The 18,363-nt window shown below is 46.7% G+C and carries 13 protein-coding genes, 2 tRNA genes, 3 rRNA genes and 1 other RNA gene; all 19 read left to right on the forward strand.

Annotation, left to right across the window (positions count from 1 at the left end):
• Positions 1 to 184 precede the first annotated feature (184 nt).
• The 19 genes from rpoE to NYE35_RS00685 all read left to right on the forward strand — a co-directional run bounded on the left by rpoE (position 185) and on the right by NYE35_RS00685 (position 18,336).
• Positions 185 to 733: a DNA-directed RNA polymerase subunit delta gene (gene rpoE, locus NYE35_RS00595; RefSeq protein ID WP_038568074.1), complete on the forward strand. Its 549-nt coding sequence runs from the start codon at positions 185 to 187 to the stop codon at positions 731 to 733.
• 325 nt (positions 734 to 1,058) lie between these two features.
• Positions 1,059 to 2,666 (forward strand): CTP synthase, encoded by a 1,608-nt coding sequence (locus tag NYE35_RS00600; protein ID WP_036679937.1) that lies wholly within the window; start codon positions 1,059 to 1,061, stop codon positions 2,664 to 2,666.
• 271 nt (positions 2,667 to 2,937) lie between these two features.
• The gene (locus NYE35_RS00605; RefSeq protein ID WP_036679935.1) at positions 2,938 to 3,324 is read left to right on the forward strand and encodes a response regulator; all 387 of its coding nucleotides are present in this window, start codon (positions 2,938 to 2,940) and stop codon (positions 3,322 to 3,324) included.
• 207 nt (positions 3,325 to 3,531) lie between these two features.
• Positions 3,532 to 4,386 (forward strand): class II fructose-1,6-bisphosphate aldolase, encoded by an 855-nt coding sequence (fba, locus tag NYE35_RS00610; protein ID WP_036679934.1) that lies wholly within the window; start codon positions 3,532 to 3,534, stop codon positions 4,384 to 4,386.
• 188 nt (positions 4,387 to 4,574) lie between these two features.
• Positions 4,575 to 5,828: a UDP-N-acetylglucosamine 1-carboxyvinyltransferase gene (locus tag NYE35_RS00615; RefSeq protein ID WP_036679932.1), complete on the forward strand. Its 1,254-nt coding sequence runs from the start codon at positions 4,575 to 4,577 to the stop codon at positions 5,826 to 5,828.
• 164 nt (positions 5,829 to 5,992) lie between these two features.
• Positions 5,993 to 7,345, forward strand: coding sequence for a transcription termination factor Rho (rho, locus tag NYE35_RS00620; RefSeq protein ID WP_036679930.1), 1,353 nt, complete (start codon positions 5,993 to 5,995; stop codon positions 7,343 to 7,345).
• A 25-nt stretch (positions 7,346 to 7,370) separates the two neighbouring features.
• Positions 7,371 to 8,648 (forward strand): radical SAM protein, encoded by a 1,278-nt coding sequence (locus NYE35_RS00625; RefSeq protein ID WP_038568079.1) that lies wholly within the window; start codon positions 7,371 to 7,373, stop codon positions 8,646 to 8,648.
• Positions 8,649 to 8,769: 121 nt separating this feature from the next.
• Positions 8,770 to 8,967, forward strand: coding sequence for a 50S ribosomal protein L31 (rpmE, locus tag NYE35_RS00630; RefSeq protein ID WP_076106028.1), 198 nt, complete (start codon positions 8,770 to 8,772; stop codon positions 8,965 to 8,967).
• A gap of 118 nt (positions 8,968 to 9,085) precedes the next feature.
• Positions 9,086 to 9,354, forward strand: an RNA gene (gene ffs, locus NYE35_RS00635) — signal recognition particle sRNA large type.
• A gap of 137 nt (positions 9,355 to 9,491) precedes the next feature.
• Positions 9,492 to 11,261 (forward strand): DNA polymerase III subunit gamma/tau, encoded by a 1,770-nt coding sequence (gene dnaX / locus NYE35_RS00640; protein WP_036679925.1) that lies wholly within the window; start codon positions 9,492 to 9,494, stop codon positions 11,259 to 11,261.
• A gap of 47 nt (positions 11,262 to 11,308) precedes the next feature.
• Positions 11,309 to 11,620 carry a YbaB/EbfC family nucleoid-associated protein gene (locus tag NYE35_RS00645; RefSeq protein ID WP_036679924.1) on the forward strand — a complete coding sequence of 104 codons (312 nt, stop codon included), beginning with the start codon at positions 11,309 to 11,311 and terminating at the stop codon, positions 11,618 to 11,620.
• Between the two features lie 38 nt (positions 11,621 to 11,658).
• A complete protein-coding gene (recR, locus tag NYE35_RS00650) occupies positions 11,659 to 12,258 on the forward strand; it encodes a recombination mediator RecR (protein ID WP_036679922.1) in 600 nt (199 codons plus the stop codon).
• A gap of 137 nt (positions 12,259 to 12,395) precedes the next feature.
• Positions 12,396 to 12,647, forward strand: a complete 252-nt coding sequence (locus NYE35_RS00655) for a DUF2508 family protein (RefSeq protein ID WP_036679920.1) — start codon at positions 12,396 to 12,398, stop codon at positions 12,645 to 12,647.
• A 42-nt stretch (positions 12,648 to 12,689) separates the two neighbouring features.
• Positions 12,690 to 12,947: a pro-sigmaK processing inhibitor BofA family protein gene (locus NYE35_RS00660; RefSeq protein ID WP_370510561.1), complete on the forward strand. Its 258-nt coding sequence runs from the start codon at positions 12,690 to 12,692 to the stop codon at positions 12,945 to 12,947.
• A gap of 302 nt (positions 12,948 to 13,249) precedes the next feature.
• A 16S ribosomal RNA gene (locus tag NYE35_RS00665) occupies positions 13,250 to 14,807 on the forward strand.
• Positions 14,808 to 14,931: 124 nt separating this feature from the next.
• Positions 14,932 to 15,048, forward strand: a 5S ribosomal RNA gene (gene rrf / locus NYE35_RS00670).
• 46 nt (positions 15,049 to 15,094) lie between these two features.
• Positions 15,095 to 15,171 (forward strand) — tRNA-Ile (locus NYE35_RS00675).
• 24 nt (positions 15,172 to 15,195) lie between these two features.
• Positions 15,196 to 15,271, forward strand: a tRNA-Ala gene (locus tag NYE35_RS00680).
• 138 nt (positions 15,272 to 15,409) lie between these two features.
• A 23S ribosomal RNA gene (locus tag NYE35_RS00685) occupies positions 15,410 to 18,336 on the forward strand.
• The 16S, 23S and 5S rRNA genes sit together here with 2 tRNA genes alongside, the layout of an rRNA operon.
• Positions 18,337 to 18,363: the final 27 nt, after the last annotated feature.

Raw genomic sequence — 18,363 nt, forward strand, 5'->3', positions numbered from 1 at the left:
CATATCAACTCTTCTTGATGAAGACAGGTTTCCTGTATGGATAATAAGCAGGAGGCTTTTTCTGTTGGGAGGTTCTTGCATTTGACTTGCATTTTGTTGTTAAATAGGTTTTACTTAGTTTTGTTAATGGATATTATTGAAATAAACCGTAATGTGAACAATGCGTGAGAGGAAGTGTCCTTTAGTGAGTACGCCACTCAATTTAAAGCTAGACCCTGAGAAAGTTAAAGAAATGCCAATGGTGGATCTTGCCTTTCTGGTGCTTAAAGCAGCCAATACACCGTATTATTACCGTGATCTGATGGTCGAGGTAGCCAAGTTACGCGGTATGACCGATCAAGAAAGCCAAGATACTATTGCCCAGTTATATACCGAGATTAACATTGACGGGCGTTTTGCCTGTGTCGGAACCAACCTTTGGGGACTGAAACGCTGGTATCCTCTAGAGCGCTCCGATGATCCGGTTGGTAACACTAAACGGGTGCGCATCATCAACGATGAAGACGATGATTTGGAAGATGACGATTTTGCTGATGAAGAAGAAAACTACACAGCTGAAGAAGAGGATTTCGACGCTATCGATGAAGATCGCGACGACCTCTATTCTGACGACGACAGCGAAGAAGAAGTCGACGAAGATGTCGTGATCGATGAAGATGACATAGACGAAGACGATACGGACGAAGACGATGCAGAAGATAGCGACGATGAAGATTCCGAGGATGACAAGTAAGATCAATAATCAGAAGAGTCTTGTCTGTGGCATAATTCCTCCCTTGACAGTGGGGGATCGTCAGAGTAAACTATTGCATGGGCTTATCATGTAAGTTAATAAACGTGTTTTCTAAAATAAAAAGTGCCCCGGTTCTACGGGTGTCACTTTTTTGTTTTTTTAGATGCAAAGTAGCTGTAGATTAATGGAATTTGCGGGATGACGTTTTATGTTTTCCCCGGTGAATTAAACTTTTGATTTCCCCTGTTTTGATGATAGTAAAACGGGTTACGATAAACACCATGTGCCGCTTTTATGTTTGGACTTTATTTAGGAGGGTTTTACAGTGACAAAGTATATTTTTGTAACGGGTGGCGTTGTGTCTTCCCTGGGTAAAGGCATTACCGCCGCTTCGCTGGGCAGGCTGCTCAAGAACAGAGGTCTAAAGGTAACGATTCAGAAATTTGATCCGTATCTTAACGTAGACCCTGGAACAATGAGCCCTTACCAGCACGGAGAAGTCTTCGTAACGGATGACGGTGCAGAGACTGACCTTGACCTTGGGCACTATGAACGGTTTATTGATATCAATCTGTCGAAGAACAGCAATGTGACGACAGGTAAGATCTATTCATCCGTAATCAGCAAGGAACGTCGTGGAGAGTACTTGGGTGGAACTGTACAAGTTATCCCGCATATTACGAATGAGATCAAAGAACGCGTGTTCCGCGCGGGCCGCGAGACTAACTCTGATGTTGTTATCACAGAGATCGGCGGTACTGTAGGGGATATTGAAAGTCTTCCGTTCCTGGAAGCGATTCGTCAAATCAAGAGTGATATTGGCCGGGAAAATGTGATGTATATCCACGTAACCTTGATTCCTTATATCAAGGCTGCTGGAGAAGTGAAGACGAAGCCGACACAGCATAGCGTTAAAGAGCTGCGCAGTATCGGTATTCAACCGAATGTCATCGTGTGCCGTACGGAATATGAGCTTTCCGCAGATATGAAAGCCAAAATCGCACTCTTTTGCGATATTGATGCTAATGCTGTTGTGGAATGCCGCGATGCTTCGACGTTATATGAAGTTCCATTGAACCTTCGTGATGAAGGATTGGACGAGATTGTTGTTAATCATTTGAAGCTTACAACACCTGCGCCAGATATGCGCGAATGGGAAAGTATGCTTAGCCGGATTCAGAAATTAGAGAAGACAGTAGAAATAGCAATTGTAGGTAAGTACGTAGCACTGCATGATGCTTATCTGAGCGTTGTTGAATCACTTTCACACGCAGGTTTTGCTGCGAATGCAGAGGTTAAGATCCGCTGGGTGAACGCAGAGGAAATTACGGATGAGAACGTGGACGAAATGCTGCGTGGCATTGGCGGTATTCTTGTTCCTGGTGGTTTCGGTGATCGGGGAATCGAAGGTAAAATCTCCGCTATTCGTTATGCCCGTGAGCAATTGATACCTTTCTTTGGTATTTGCCTTGGAATGCAGGTTTCTGTAATTGAATATGGCCGTTCTGTTCTTGGACTACAAGGTGCAAACAGCTCCGAAATCGATCCAAATACACAATATCCATTGATTGATTTGCTTCCTGAGCAAAAAGATATTGAAGATATGGGTGGCACTATGCGTCTTGGGTTGTATCCTTGTAAGATTATTCCGGACTCTCTGGCAATGTCTTGCTATGATGATGAACTGGTATATGAGCGTCATCGTCACCGGTATGAGTTCAACAATACTTACCGTGATGAAATTGAAAAAGCGGGACTGGTTATCTCCGGAACTTCTCCGGATGGCCGTCTAGTTGAGATCGTAGAGCTTCCAGAGCATCCGTGGTTCCTCTCGGTTCAATTCCACCCGGAATTCACTTCACGTCCGAACCGTCCGCAACCGCTATTCCGTGAATTTGTCAAAGCCTCTTTGACGCATTCCGAGCAGCAATAATTTATACACAGACAGAAAGAACCCATCGGTTCTTAAATAGTCTAAGAGAGCCTTCATCCGAAGGCTCTCTTTTTGTATTACCCTTTAATAGAAATATTGTAACTGACATTTATTTCATTTTAGACTCTTTATTTACCCATTTTATCCAATTAGCAGGATTTGGACAGTAAAGCACGAATAATAGGTTTCGTATGGAGTAGTTTCTAAAGGGGCCGGTCGCTGTGGAGAGCGCGGTATAGTCAATCTGCCTTAATTTCTGGGAGGGTATCGTATGGAAAAGAAGAAAGTATTAATTGTCGATGATCAGAACGGGATCCGGATTCTTCTTATGGAAGTGTTCAATAGTGAGGGATATACAACATTTCAAGCGGCTAACGGAAAATTGGCATTAGACATTGTTCGCAGCGAGTCACCCGATTTGGTCTTACTCGATATGAAAATACCGGGAATGGATGGACTCGAGATCCTGAAGCATCTAAAGGAGATCAATCCGTCCATTAAGGTCATTATGATGACGGCATATGGTGAACTGGACATGATTAAGGAGGCGACCAAGCTAGGGGCGTTAATGCATTTTACAAAGCCGTTCGACATAGACGAAATGCGCGTAGCGGTAAACATGCATCTTCATAACAAGTCTGTGGATCAATGCAGTTAGAACGGTGATTTCTGTATCGGTCCTATTTCGCGTGGTGACTCCGAAGAGGATGAGTCTAATTGCTATATGGGCTGGATAAAAATCGTCCCACCGGGACATTTTTTTGTTTACCCTATTTAGTATTTGACACAGGATGTGCTATAATAAGCCTGTATGTGATGTCGGTTTAAAAACATAGCCAACCAACATTCTTAGGAGGATGAAACCATGCCATTAGTATCTATGACAGACATGTTGAACAAAGCACTTGAAGGAAAATATGCAGTAGGTCAGTACAACATTAACAACTTGGAGTGGACTCAAGCTATTCTTGGTGCCGCTGAACAAGAAAAATCACCAGTAATCCTTGGTGTATCTGAAGGCGCAGCACGCCACATGGGCGGCTTCACTACTGTTGTTAAAATGGTTGAAGGTCTAATTATTGACATGAATATCACTGTTCCTGTAGCTATCCACCTTGACCATGGATCTAGCTTTGATAAATGTAAAGCAGCAATTGATGCTGGATTTACATCCGTAATGATCGACGGTTCCCATCACCCAATCGATGAGAACATCGATATGACTAAAAAAGTCGTTGAATATGCTCACGCTAAAGGCGTTTCTGTAGAAGCTGAAGTAGGTACTGTTGGTGGACAAGAAGACGACGTTATCGGCGGCATCATGTATGCTAAGCTTGATGAGTGCGTACGTATTGTGAAAGAAACAGGTATCGACACCCTGGCTCCTGCACTTGGTTCCGTTCATGGACCTTACCATGGCGAGCCTAACCTCGGATTCAAAGAAATGGAAGAAATCCGTGACGCTACTAACATCCCAATGGTTCTTCATGGTGGTACAGGTATTCCTGAACATGACATCAAGAAAGCCATCTCCCTGGGTACTTCCAAAATCAACGTGAACACTGAGAACCAAATCGTGTTCGCAAAAGTGGTTCGCGAAGTTCTAGCTGCTAAACCTGATGCTTACGATCCACGTACATTCATCGCACCAGGTCGCGATGCAATCAAAGAAACCGTTATTGGTAAAATTCGCGAATTTGGATCCAACAACAAAGCCTAATCATTGTAGCTTCCGCCTCAGGTGGACAAGCAATTTGTTAAAGGATAGGGCTATTACTCTGTCCAGTTGAATAGTTTGATGAGGAAAGCACACCGCTTAGCCGGTGTCTTTCCATTTTCATCACTAAAAGTCCACAGCACGTATTGCCCACCCAGCTGCAATACACGTAGGGGGAAATTGATAAATCTATGGAAAAATTAATGATTGGCGGTGGACGTCCGCTAGAGGGCGTTGTAACCATCAGTGGAGCAAAGAATAGTGCCATTGCGCTCATTCCTGCGGCAATTTTGGCCGAATCTGAAGTTGTTCTGGATAATTTACCGTCCCTTAGTGATGTAGCCGTTTACTCCGAAATCTTGCAAGAGCTTGGCGCTAATGTATCCTGGTCAGGCAATCAGATGAGAATTGACCCTTCACGTATTGTATCTATTCCAATGCCCAATGGGCCGGTTAAGAAACTTAGAGCTTCGTATTATATGATGGGAGCTCTGCTTGGAAGATTCAAAGAAGCGACAATAGGTCTTCCTGGTGGCTGTAATTTTGAACCTCGTCCAATTGATCAACATATCAAGGGTTTCGAGGCTTTAGGAGCAACAGTTACCAACGAACATGGTTCTATCCATTTATATGCAAAAGAGCTACGCGGTGCGAAGATTTATCTGGACGTATCAAGCGTAGGTGCCACTATAAACATCATGCTGGCGGCTTCACGAGCCAAAGGCTCTACAATTATTGAAAATGCGGCTAAAGAGCCTGAGATTATAGATGTAGCTACCCTATTGAACTCTATGGGCGCTGTTATTAAAGGCGCTGGTACAGAAACCATCCGGATCGAAGGGGTCTCGGAAATGCACGGTTGCCGTCATTCCATTATTCCCGATCGGATTCAAGCAGGAACTTATATGATTGCCGCTGCGGCTACGCGTGGTAATGTGTTGATAGATAATGTTATTCCTAAGCACTTGGAAGCCTTAACAGCCAAGCTTTTAGAGATGGGCGTGGATATTGAAGAGCTTGATGAAAGTATCCGAGTTATAGGTAGAGCTAATTATGAACATGCAGATGTTAAAGCACTGACCTATCCTGGATTTCCTACAGATTTACAATCTCCTATGACAAGTATGCTGACACAGGCAGAAGGGGTTAGTGTGCTTAGCGATTTCGTTTACAGCAACCGCTTCAAGCATGTGCCAGAGTTGGTAAGAATGGGCGCAAAGATTCGTGTTGAGGGCCGATCTGCAATTATTGAGGGCAGTAAACTTAATGCTGCAAAAGTAAAAGCAGCTGATCTGCGTGCGGGTGCAGCCCTTGTCATTGCCGGGTTAACAGTAGAGGATGGTATTACTGAAGTGACCGGCGTAGAGTATATTGATCGTGGTTATGATAATTTAGTGAGCAACCTTCGGCAACTTGGTGCTCATGTTTGGCGTGAGAATGAATAATATTAGGATATCCCGCTTGGAAGGAGTATTAATTTGCGGCCAAACCGCATATTTCCTTCCATTTGGGGTAATACTAACCTAATGAGCATTTTAATAGAATCATATTTTTGCCTAGTAGATAGACTAGGAAGAACTCATTTAAAAATTGAATAGGTGGTTATTACATGGATCTTCAAATTTCCGATCTGGAAGAAATGAAGCTGACCGAGTTATATAAGCTGGCCAAGAAATACCAGATCCCTTATTACGGACAGCTGAAGAAACGGGAACTGATCTTTGCGATCCTTCGGGCACAGGCAGAGCAGAGCGGTCTCATGTTTATGGAAGGCGTGCTAGAAATTTTGCCTGAGGGCTATGGATTTCTTAGGCCAATTAACTATTTGCCCAGTGCTGAAGATATTTACATCTCAGCTTCACAAATTCGTAAGTTTGATCTCAGAAGCGGAGATCTTGTGTCTGGTAAATGTCGGACACCAAAAGAAAATGAACGATATTTTGGCCTGCTTCAAGTCAATGCCGTTAATGGCGAGAACCCTGCTAGTGCAGCGGAGCGTCTTCATTTTCCAGCATTAACACCACTTTATCCGCAAGACAAGCTACCGCTTGAAACATCCCCTACTCATTTGTCTACCCGAATAATGGATTTGCTCGCTCCTGTAGGTTTGGGGCAGCGGGGTTTGATTGTAGCACCTCCAAAAGCAGGAAAAACGCTCCTCTTAAAAGAAATTGCCAATAGTATTTCCACTAATAATCCTGAGATTGAGCTCTTTGTATTGCTGATTGATGAACGTCCTGAAGAAGTAACCGATATGCAGCGTTCTGTAAAAGGCGAAGTGGTTGCATCGACGTTTGATGAGCTTCCAGAGAATCATATTAAAGTGGCTGAGCTTGTGTTGCAAAGGGCACTTCGTTTAGTTGAGCACAAGAAGGATGTAGTTATTCTTTTGGATAGCATTACGCGTCTGGCGCGTGCTTATAATCTGGTGGTTCCACCCTCTGGACGTACACTTAGCGGGGGGATTGACCCGGCGGCTTTTCACCGGCCGAAGCGGTTTTTTGGTTCTGCACGGAATGTGGAAGAAGGCGGCTCATTAACTATTTTGGCAACAGCATTAATAGATACTGGCTCGCGTATGGATGATATTATATATGAAGAATTTAAGGGTACCGGTAATATGGAGCTTCATTTGGACCGCAAATTGGCGGAACGCCGGATATTCCCAGCTATCGATATTCGTCGTTCAGGTACACGTCGCGAAGAAGTGCTCTTGAGCAAAGAAGAACTGGATACGATTTGGGCGATTCGCAAAAATATGAACGAATCCTACGATTTTGTGGAGGGATTCATCAAAAAGCTGCGTGATACGAAGACTAATGCTGAGTTCTTGGCATCCTTTGACGTTGCTGGGGCAAAAACAACACCAAACGGGACTGCAAGTAACGGGGGCACTTCCAACAGTGGTACAGCTGCTCGTCGTACCACGCGGGCGAAGACACCTTCAGTACCTACAACTTGAGAATTGATAATAAGAGGAGACTAACATGTATTTGGTATATGCCGACGGGCAAGGAAACGTATATGATCATCCTGAACTGTACGGGCTAGCCCGAAGTGGGGATATGATTGTTGAAATGCTGGAGGAAGAATTAATTCCATTACCAGAAGGTGCTACGCTCGTGGGGTTGCCTAGTACACGTGCTGTGGGTATGAATCCTGAGACGGGTGAAATGATGTCTTTGCCGGAAGGCTCGCAGGCTGTCGGAGCGCTGCTGCCGCAAGGCTACACTCGTCTATGTCTTCCTGGTTATGTGAAGACAGATAAGTCTTATAAGCTTCCTCTGTTTGGGTATTCGGCTGTAGTGTGGAAGGATGGCGGGTTCTATGTTGCGGCAGACCCTACCGATAATCCGGAGAAATGGAATCCACTTAATTGTGACAAAGAAGATCTTGAAGTCAGTGTTGGTGAGATGACAGCCAAATATCCTGATAACCGCCTCTATGAGCATCTTTCTAACTGTGCGCTTGGCTATGAATGCCTGACTTCCTCCAATACCTTTTTAGGGCGTTGGGAGGGCGGTGTACCCGTCTCTTATTCATGTAATGCTGGATGTTTTGGCTGTATTTCTGAGCAACCTGATGATAGCGGCTTTGTATCTCCGCAGACTCGCATGAATTTCCGGCCTACGGTCAACGAAATTTCACAAGTTATGTTGGAGCATTTAAAGACGCCTGAATCGATTATCAGCTTTGGACAAGGCTGTGAAGGGGAACCTTCCACGCAGGCAAAACTTATTATAGAAGCTATTCGTGAAGTGCGCTCGATTACTGATATGGGCTATATCAATATCAACACCAATGCGGGATTAAGCGATCATATGCGAGGAATCGTTGATGCTGGGCTCGATTTGATGCGTGTCAGCACAATCAGTGCCCTTGATGACCATTATAATGCTTATTACAAACCACGCGGTTATACATTGGCCAATGTAGAGAAATCTTTGAAATACGCTGCTTCGCAGGGGGTTTACACATCGATCAATTATCTAATCTTCCCTGGAGTGACTGATCGCGAAGAAGAGATTGAAGCGATGCTGGAGTTTGTAAGACGTACTGATCTGAAGCTTATTCAGATGCGTAATCTAAACATTGACCCGGAGAGCTATTTAGAGTTGATTCCTCCTGCCCAGGGTGAAATCCTTGGGATGAAGACGATGCTTGATATTTTCCGCGATGAACTGCCGGATGTAGTTATAGGCTCTTATACACATGTGCCACCAGCAGATATGGCGCGGGCTAAGCGGCGGGGAATCAATATTTAAGCGGCTAAAATGTAAAAATGAAACATATTGCCCAATTCGATATTTCGTGCTAAAATACCACAGTGTAATCATATAACTCTGGGTCCGCATGAGGCTTAGGGCATGAGAGGTGAAATTCAAAATGCAAGAAGCAATTCAACCAAAGTATAATTTAACTAAGGTAACCTGCGCATGTGGCAACACTTTCGAAGCTGGCTCTGTTAAACAAGAGCTTCGTGTCGAAATTTGCTCCAACTGCCATCCGTTCTTCACTGGCAAGCAGAAGTTCCTGGATGCCGGCGGTCGCGTAGATAAATTTAAGAAGAAATATGGTATCTAATTTGAACAGTCGCTTTGCGGCTTAACGGTTAGATTGAGCCCCCCAGCTGTATAGCTGAGGGGCTCATTTTATGTCTTGGAGTTGATTTTTGTCCGAGCGTGAGCTATACTTATCTTCGCCGTGCTAGACGGGGAGGTAGCGGTGCCCTGTAACTCGCAATCCGCTGTAGCGAGGTTGAATTCCTGTTAGAGGTGCTATCGATGTGAGGCCTTGGTTCCTATGGGCTGTGTTGACAGTTGGGTCCTCCGCAATGAGTGCTTATGAACCTGGTCAGGTCCGGAAGGAAGCAGCCATAAGTAAGATTACTCTTGTGCCGGAGGGTGGCCTAACTCGAGCAGTCATGTAGGGTTGCCGCTTGGATCGTAGCCATCAATAACAGGTGCACGGTTTATAATTCTGTTTATCATAGCATCTTTGCCACAAGCAAAGATGCTTTTTGTTTTTGGTCAATAGCCGATGAATATAGTATAATAAATTTGCGACAAATGCCGGGAAAGCGGCAGCTTAAGAGAGGGTAATGCATAGTGGAACATATCGCGCTGTACCGTGCTTGGCGGCCGCAGTCGTTTCAAGACATGGTTGGACAACAGCACATTATCCAAACGCTGCAGAACGCAATTCGTGAACAGCGGGTTTCGCATGCCTATCTGTTCAGCGGTCCGCGGGGAACTGGTAAGACAAGTGCTGCTAAAGTCTTAGCTAAAGCGGTTAACTGTGAACGTGGGCCAGGTCCGGAACCTTGTAACGAATGTCCATCCTGCCTGCGAATCGCTGCGGGTAATGTAATGGATGTGCAGGAAATAGATGCGGCATCAAACCGGGGCGTAGAGGAGATCCGTGATCTGCGTGAAAAGGTGAAGTATGCACCTACCGAGGTACGCCGTAAAGTGTATATCATTGATGAAGTGCATATGCTGACTACAGAAGCTTTTAATGCTCTATTAAAGACGTTGGAGGAACCTCCGTCACATGCGATGTTTATTCTTGCGACAACGGAACCTCACAAATTGCCAGCGACAATAATTTCCCGTTGTCAGCGTTTTGACTTCCGTAGAGTGGCGTTAGAAGAACAGACCGCCCATCTGACTGCTATTTGTGAGAAGGAAGGGATTACAGCGGATAACAACGCATTGCAGTATATTGCCCGTCTATCTGATGGTGGTATGCGTGATGCATTGAGCTTGCTGGATCAGATTTCATCCTTTACAGATGGTAATGTTACGTACGAACAAGTGTTAGGAATGACAGGAGGAATTCCCTCCGAGCAATTTGCACGTCTTGCCACTGCCATATTGGAAGGTGATATGGGTCTTCTTCTGGAGCTCGTTGAGCAGCTTATGCATGAAGGTAAAAGTGCAGATAAATGCTTAGAGAATCTCATGTATTATTTCCGTGATTTATTGATGATTAAGATGGTACCCGAGGCCGATCAATTAACAGAGCGGGTGCTGAATCCTGCTGAATTTAAAGATATGGCCACCGCATTTTCTCGGGAGCGTCTATTTCAGATTGTAGATACAATCAATAAATACCTAGGTGAAATGAAATACGCAACACATCCTCAGACACTGTTTGAAGTGGCGCTGATGAAGCTTTGCAGCTTGCAGCAAGAGGTAAGTCAGAGCGCCGCATTTGCTCCGTTAGGTGAAACAAATGCCGGAGTAGGCGCGAATAATTCGAGCGTTGACTCTGGTGAATTGGATCTTCTCAAAAGACAGATCGCAGCACTGGAGAAGAAGCTGGAACAGGCTATGCAATCCGGTGGTATTTCCGGAGGAGGGCGTGATGGTGCTCCTGCACCGAAATCGCATGCGGTTCCAACACCGCGGGTTTCTTCAGCCTCAAAAATGCCTCCTAACGTAGATAAGTTTATTGCTGGTAAAGATAGTCCCGATTTTGCAGCAATCTATAAACAGTGGAGCCTTGTCCTGCAGGGAGTAAAAGAGGAAAAGGTAACGGTTCATGCATGGTTTGTAGACGGTGAGCCAGTATCGATTATGGAGGATGCGGTGCTTGTTGCATTCAAGAACACGATTCACCGCGATACTACTGAGAAGCCGGCAAACAGACAGGTTATTGAGAGTGTGCTTGCAGCGCGTCTAGGCAAACCTTATAGACTTGTAACCATGATGCTTCGTGACTGGAATGAAGCTGCCCAGAAGTCTGTGGGACAGACTGGCAAAGAAGAACTGCAGCTGGAGCATGAACACGATACTGCAGAAGCTAAACCTGAACCTTGGATTGATGAGGCTATCCAGCTTTTTGGAGAAGACCTTGTTGTCATAAAAGAGTAATATAAACATACTAGCGCTAATTGCGCATTCCAAAGGAGAGACGAAGTATGAATAATATGAACCAAATGATGAAGCAAGTTAAGAAAATGCAGGAGCAAATGCTCAAAGCTCAAGAGGAACTCGGAGGCAAGGTTATTGAGGGTTCATCAGGTGGCGGCGTAGTTACTGTCCAAGTAAACGGCCACAAAAAATTGCTGTCTATTCAAATTAAACCGGAAGCCGTTGATCCGGAAGATGTTGAAATGTTGCAAGATCTTGTAATCACTGCTGTAAATGATGCATTGACTCAAGCTGAAGAGCTTGCTAACAATGACATGGGTAAATTCACTGGTGGAATGAAGATCCCAGGCTTGTTCTAATAGCCCACTCCACTTCAGTCTAAAGGAGAATTATTAATTTGTATTATCCCGAACCGCTAGCTAAGCTGATCGATGCTTTTACGCGTTTGCCCGGGATTGGACCGAAGACAGCCGCCCGGTTAGCTTTTCATGTGCTTAACATGAAAGAGGATGAAGTCATTGATTTTGCAAAAGCGCTAGTAAGCGTCAAACGCAATCTTCACTATTGCTCGGTCTGCTGTAATATTACGGATACGGACCCATGTAAGATATGTCAGGACAAAACTAGAGATCCTTCAGTGATATGTGTGATACAAGACTCTAAGGATTTGGTGGCTATAGAACGAACCAAGGAGTTTAATGGATATTACCATGTTCTTCAGGGCGCAATTTCACCTATGGAAGGTATCGGCCCTGATGATATTCGCTTGAAAGAATTATTGACCCGTCTGAGTGATGAGAGAGTAAGCGAGCTTATTATGGCGACCAACCCCAACATCGAGGGAGAAGCAACGGCGATGTACATTTCTCGTCTTGTTCGGCCGTTTGAGATTAAAATCACCAGGATAGCTCATGGCTTGCCTGTAGGTGGCGATCTTGAATACGCTGATGAAGTTACCTTGTCCAAAGCGTTGGAAGGCCGTCGCGAGCTATTCTAGCAGCTCTATAGTGGTATTTTTCAAAAAGGAAGCCCTCGGGTTTCCTTTTTTTTGTTCTAAGTTTGTCCCTATCCCGATATGAATGAGAATAACGAGATGTGTATTTTGCATCAAAATTATTCTGAGGAGGAATTGAAATGGGATGGTGGAGAGAGCTGTGGCGGGGAGTGGATAAGGAACAAGGCAAAAAGGAAAGTGAGGGATGGGAAACCCTCTTAGAGGTCCGTAAGGCGCATTCAGAGTGGGAGAGAGCATATCTAATGTTCGACGAGGCATTGGGACAGGATCAGATAGATTACGCGATATATATTCTGGAGGCTGCAGAACGTAAATATCAGATACATCTCAAACATGCAAAAAGCTTGGGGTTGAACAGTAGTCAAATATAAGGGCTTATAAATAAATGTATAAGGGGGATCTACATGCTTAGAATGATAGCTATGGGCGTATTGATATTATCCGTTATCTTATTAGGTTTAGTTGTATTTAGAAAAAAGCTGGGTTTTGGGTGGCTAAGCTTATTTGGGGTTCATTTGGTATTGGCTGCACTCGGGATATATGTAGTGAACTTCTCGGGTTTGCTCACGCAGGTGTATATCCCTTTGAACCCTGCAACTATAGGCGCAGTAACGGTTCTTGGGCTTCCTGGCGTGGTTATGTTACTCGGATTAAGAATAATTTTATTTTAATGCTTGACGTGGCTTTGAAAAATATGATACATTAAGTCTCGCCCGTTTGGACAAGCTGTTGATTAACAACTTGCTGAAATGGTCAAGCAAAAAAAGAAATTAAAAAAATGCTTGACGAAAACAAAGGCGCTGTGATATATTATAAAGGTCGCTGCTGACAAGCAACGACGACGAAAGATGAGACATTGATCTTTGAAAACTGAACAACGAGTGAGTGGGAAATCACGTAAGTGAAATCCAAAATTAGAGAATTAATTTTCTCGTCAGATGTTTCAAAATGAGCATATCGCTCTTTTCAATACTAATTGGAGAGTTTGATCCTGGCTCAGGACGAACGCTGGCGGCGTGCCTAATACATGCAAGTCGAGCGGAGTTATTTTGAAAGCTTGCTTTCAAAATAACTTAGCGGCGGACGGGTGAGTAACACGTAGGCAACCTGCCCTTCAGACTGGGATAACTACCGGAAACGGTAGCTAATACCGGATAATTTCTTTTTTCTCCTGAGAGAAGAATGAAAGACGGAGCAATCTGTCACTGAGGGATGGGCCTGCGGCGCATTAGCTAGTTGGTGGGGTAACGGCCCACCAAGGCGACGATGCGTAGCCGACCTGAGAGGGTGAACGGCCACACTGGGACTGAGACACGGCCCAGACTCCTACGGGAGGCAGCAGTAGGGAATCTTCCGCAATGGGCGAAAGCCTGACGGAGCAACGCCGCGTGAGTGATGAAGGTTTTCGGATCGTAAAGCTCTGTTGCCAGGGAAGAACGTCCGGTAGAGTAACTGCTATCGGAGTGACGGTACCTGAGAAGAAAGCCCCGGCTAACTACGTGCCAGCAGCCGCGGTAATACGTAGGGGGCAAGCGTTGTCCGGAATTATTGGGCGTAAAGCGCGCGCAGGCGGCTATTTAAGTCTGGTGTTTAAACCTTGGGCTCAACCTGAGGTCGCACTGGAAACTGGGTGGCTTGAGTACAGAAGAGGAAAGTGGAATTCCACGTGTAGCGGTGAAATGCGTAGATATGTGGAGGAACACCAGTGGCGAAGGCGACTTTCTGGGCTGTAACTGACGCTGAGGCGCGAAAGCGTGGGGAGCAAACAGGATTAGATACCCTGGTAGTCCACGCCGTAAACGATGAGTGCTAGGTGTTAGGGGTTTCGATACCCTTGGTGCCGAAGTTAACACAGTAAGCACTCCGCCTGGGGAGTACGGTCGCAAGACTGAAACTCAAAGGAATTGACGGGGACCCGCACAAGCAGTGGAGTATGTGGTTTAATTCGAAGCAACGCGAAGAACCTTACCAGGTCTTGACATCCCTCTGAATCTGCTAGAGATAGCAGCGGCCTTCGGGACAGAGGAGACAGGTGGTGCATGGTTGTCGTCAGCTCGTGTCGTGAGATGTTGGGTTAAGTCCCGCAACGAGCGCAACCCTTAACTTTAGTTGCCAGCAGGTAATGCTGGGCACTCTAGAGTGACTGCCGGTGACAAACCGGAGGAAGGTGGGGATGACGTCAAATCATCATGCCCCTTATGACCTGGGCTACACACGTACTACAATGGCCGGTACAACGGGAAGCGAAGCCGCGAGGTGGAGCCAATCCCATCAAAGCCGGTCTCAGTTCGGATTGCAGGCTGCAACTCGCCTGCATGAAGTCGGAATTGCTAGTAATCGCGGATCAGCATGCCGCGGTGAATACGTTCCCGGGTCTTGTACACACCGCCCGTCACACCACGAGAGTTTACAACACCCGAAGTCGGTGGGGTAACCCGCAAGGGAGCCAGCCGCCGAAGGTGGGGTAGATGATTGGGGTGAAGTCGTAACAAGGTAGCCGTATCGGAAGGTGCGGCTGGATCACCTCCTTTCTATGGAGAATCGTTCTCTGCAATGAGGACATTCAAATCGGAAGTTTAACTTCCATAATAGAACCTTCGGGTTCGAACACTCACTCGTGTTCAGTTTTGAAAGAGCAAGTCTCTTTCGCATGCGTTTGGTGGCGATAGCGGAGGGGTTCCACACGTACCCATCCCGAACACGACCGTTAAGCCCTCCAGCGCCGATGGTACTTGGACCGAAGGGTCCTGGGAGAGTAGGACGTTGCCAAGCGGACAACCAATTCATTGGTTGATTCACAATGTTATATATGTTATATGGGCTTTTAGCTCAGTTGGTTAGAGCGCACCTCTGATAAGGGTGAGGTCGGTGGTTCGAGTCCACCAAGGCCCACCATATAACATTATAGAGTAATTTTATGGGGCCATAGCTCAGCTGGGAGAGCGCCTGCCTTGCAAGCAGGAGGTCAGCGGTTCGATCCCGCTTGGCTCCACCATAAATTTTTAAATGAATAACTTTTTTACTTGATCCTTGAAAACTGGATACCGAAACGAATTTGCGTTTTAGAACATCTTTTAGCAACTTGTGTAAACAAGTAAATGTTATTAGTGAGATTTTTCTTCGGAAAAATCAAGGTTAAGCTAATAAGAGCACACGGAGGATGCCTAGGCGCCAGGAGCCGACGAAGGACGTGGCGAACAACGAAACTGCCTCGGGGAGCTGTAAGCAAGCTTTGATCCGGGGGTGTCCGAATGGGGAAACCCAGCTGTGGTAATTCGCAGTTACTCATACCTGAATACATAGGGTGTGTAGAGGCAGACCAGGGGAACTGAAACATCTAAGTACCCTGAGGAAGAGAAAACAATAGTGATTCCGTCAGTAGCGGCGAGCGAACGCGGAACAGCCTAAACCAAGGGGCTTGCCTCTTGGGGTTGTGGGACGTCTCACATGGAGTTACAAAGGAATATGGTAGGTGAAGAGGTCTGGAAAGGCCCGCGATAGAGGTAAAAGCCCTGTAACCTAAACTGTGTTCTCTCCGAGACGGATCCCGAGTAGTGCGGGGCACGTGAAACCCCGTATGAATCCAGCAGGACCATCTGCTAAGGCTAAATACTACCTGGCGACCGATAGTGAAACAGTACCGTGAGGGAAAGGTGAAAAGCACCCCGGAAGGGGAGTGAAATAGAACCTGAAACCGTGTGCTTACAAAAAGTCAGAGCCCTATTAATGGGTGATGGCGTGCCTTTTGTAGAATGAACCGGCGAGTTACGTTTAACATGCAAGGTTAAGCCGAGAAGGTGGAGCCGCAGCGAAAGCGAGTCTGAATAGGGCGATTTAGTATGTGGACGTAGACCCGAAACCGTGTGATCTACCCCTGTCCAGGGTGAAGGTGCGGTAACACGCACTGGAGGCCCGAACCCACGTACGTTGAAAAGTGCGGGGATGAGGTGGGGGTAGCGGAGAAATTCCAATCGAACTCGGAGATAGCTGGTTCTCCCCGAAATAGCTTTAGGGCTAGCCTCGGTATAAGAGTAGTGGAGGTAGAGCACTGATTGGGTGCGGGGTCCGCAAGGATTACCAAGCTCAGTCAAACTCCGAATGCCATATACTTATTGCCGGGAGTCAGACAGTGAGTGCTAAGATCCATTGTCAAAAGGGAAACAGCCCAGACCATCAGCTAAGGTCCCCAAGTGTGTGTTAAGTGGGAAAGGATGTGGAGTTGCACAGACAACCAGGATGTTGGCTTAGAAGCAGCCACCATTGAAAGAGTGCGTAATAGCTCACTGGTCGAGTGACTCTGCGCCGAAAATGTAACGGGGCTAAACACACCACCGAAGCTATGGCTAGATACGTATGTATCTGGGGTAGGGGAGCGTTGTGTAGGGGTTGAAGGTGTACTGAAAAGAGCGCTGGACACTACACAAGTGAGAATGCCGGTATGAGTAACGAAAAGATCAGTGAGAATCTGATCCGCCGAAAGCCCAAGGTTTCCTGAGGAAGGCTCGTCCGCTCAGGGTAAGTCGGGACCTAAGGCGAGGCCGAAAGGCGTAGTCGAAGGACAACAGTTTGAAATTACTGTACCACCGTAATCCGCTATGAGCGATGGGGTGACGCAGGAGGGTAGTGACGCGGACTGATGGATGTCCGTCTAAGCAGTGAGGCTGATGTGTAGGCAAATCCGCACATCATTAAGGCTGGGCTGTGATGGGGAGCGAAAATTATAGTAGCGAAGGTCATGATCTCACACTGCCAAGAAAAGCCTCTAGCCAGGAGAAGGTGCCCGTACCGCAAACCGACACAGGTAGGCGAGAAGAGAATTCTAAGGCGCGCGGAAGAACTCTCGTTAAGGAACTCGGCAAAATGACCCCGTAACTTCGGGAGAAGGGGTGCCCCGGTAGTGTGAATAGCACGAGGGGGCCGCAGTGAAAAGGCCCAAGCGACTGTTTAGCAAAAACACAGGTCTGTGCGAAGCCGCAAGGCGAAGTATACGGGCTGACGCCTGCCCGGTGCTGGAAGGTTAAGGGGAGTGGTTAGGGGTAACCCGAAGCTATGAACCGAAGCCCCAGTAAACGGCGGCCGTAACTATAACGGTCCTAAGGTAGCGAAATTCCTTGTCAGGTAAATTCTGACCCGCACGAATGGCGTAACGACTTGGGCGCTGTCTCAACGAGAGATCCGGTGAAATTTTAATACCTGTGAAGATGCAGGTTACCCGCGACAAGACGGAAAGACCCCATGGAGCTTTACTGCAGCTTGATATTGAATTTGGGTACGATCTGTACAGGATAGGTGGGAGCCGTAGAAATCGGAGCGCAAGCTTCGGTGGAGGCGCCGTTGGGATACCACCCTGATCGTATCTAGGTTCTAACCTAGTACCCTTATCGGGTACGGGGACCGTGTCAGGCGGGCAGTTTGACTGGGGCGGTCGCCTCCTAAAGAGTAACGGAGGCGTTCCAAGGTTCCCTCAGAATGGTTGGAAATCATTCGCAGAGTGCAAAGGCATAAGGGAGCTTGACTGCGAGACCTACAAGTCGAGCAGGGACGAAAGTCGGACTTAGTGATCCGGTGGTACCGCATGGAAGGGCCATCGCTCAACGGATAAAAGCTACCCTGGGGATAACAGGCTTATCTCCCCCAAGAGTCCACATCGACGGGGAGGTTTGGCACCTCGATGTCGGCTCATCGCATCCTGGGGCTGAAGTAGGTCCCAAGGGTTGGGCTGTTCGCCCATTAAAGCGGTACGCGAGCTGGGTTCAGAACGTCGTGAGACAGTTCGGTCCCTATCTGTCGTGGGCGCAGGAAATTTGAGAGGAGCTGTCCTTAGTACGAGAGGACCGGGATGGACGTACCGCTGGTGCACCAGTTGTTCCGCCAGGAGCATGGCTGGGTAGCTACGTACGGACGGGATAAGCGCTGAAAGCATCTAAGCGTGAAGCCCCCCTCAAGATGAGATTTCCCAATTAGTAAGACCCCTTGAAGACGACGAGGTAGATAGGTTGGAGGTGGAAGTGCAGCAATGCATGGAGCTGACCAATACTAATCGGTCGAGGGCTTATCCTATACTTAGAATGCAAATTCGTTTCGGAT

It is taken from the genome of Paenibacillus sp. FSL L8-0494 (assembly GCF_038003695.1).
Taxonomy (GTDB): domain Bacteria; phylum Bacillota; class Bacilli; order Paenibacillales; family Paenibacillaceae; genus Paenibacillus_AQ; species Paenibacillus_AQ odorifer.

What these genes read in the sequence shown, in the direction of transcription:
- NYE35_RS00605 (WP_036679935.1), top strand. Translation starts at nt 2,938, where the DNA reads ATGGAAAAGAAGAAAGTATTAATTGTCGATGATCAGAACGGGATCCGG.
- NYE35_RS00655 (WP_036679920.1), top strand. Translation starts at nt 12,396, where the DNA reads ATGGGATGGTGGAGAGAGCTGTGGCGGGGAGTGGATAAGGAACAAGGC.
- fba (WP_036679934.1), top strand. Translation starts at nt 3,532, where the DNA reads ATGCCATTAGTATCTATGACAGACATGTTGAACAAAGCACTTGAAGGA.
- NYE35_RS00660 (WP_370510561.1), top strand. Translation starts at nt 12,690, where the DNA reads ATGATAGCTATGGGCGTATTGATATTATCCGTTATCTTATTAGGTTTA.
- NYE35_RS00645 (WP_036679924.1), top strand. Translation starts at nt 11,309, where the DNA reads ATGAATAATATGAACCAAATGATGAAGCAAGTTAAGAAAATGCAGGAG.
- NYE35_RS00615 (WP_036679932.1), top strand. Translation starts at nt 4,575, where the DNA reads ATGGAAAAATTAATGATTGGCGGTGGACGTCCGCTAGAGGGCGTTGTA.
- NYE35_RS00625 (WP_038568079.1), top strand. Translation starts at nt 7,371, where the DNA reads ATGTATTTGGTATATGCCGACGGGCAAGGAAACGTATATGATCATCCT.
- rho (WP_036679930.1), top strand. Translation starts at nt 5,993, where the DNA reads ATGGATCTTCAAATTTCCGATCTGGAAGAAATGAAGCTGACCGAGTTA.
- rpmE (WP_076106028.1), top strand. Translation starts at nt 8,770, where the DNA reads ATGCAAGAAGCAATTCAACCAAAGTATAATTTAACTAAGGTAACCTGC.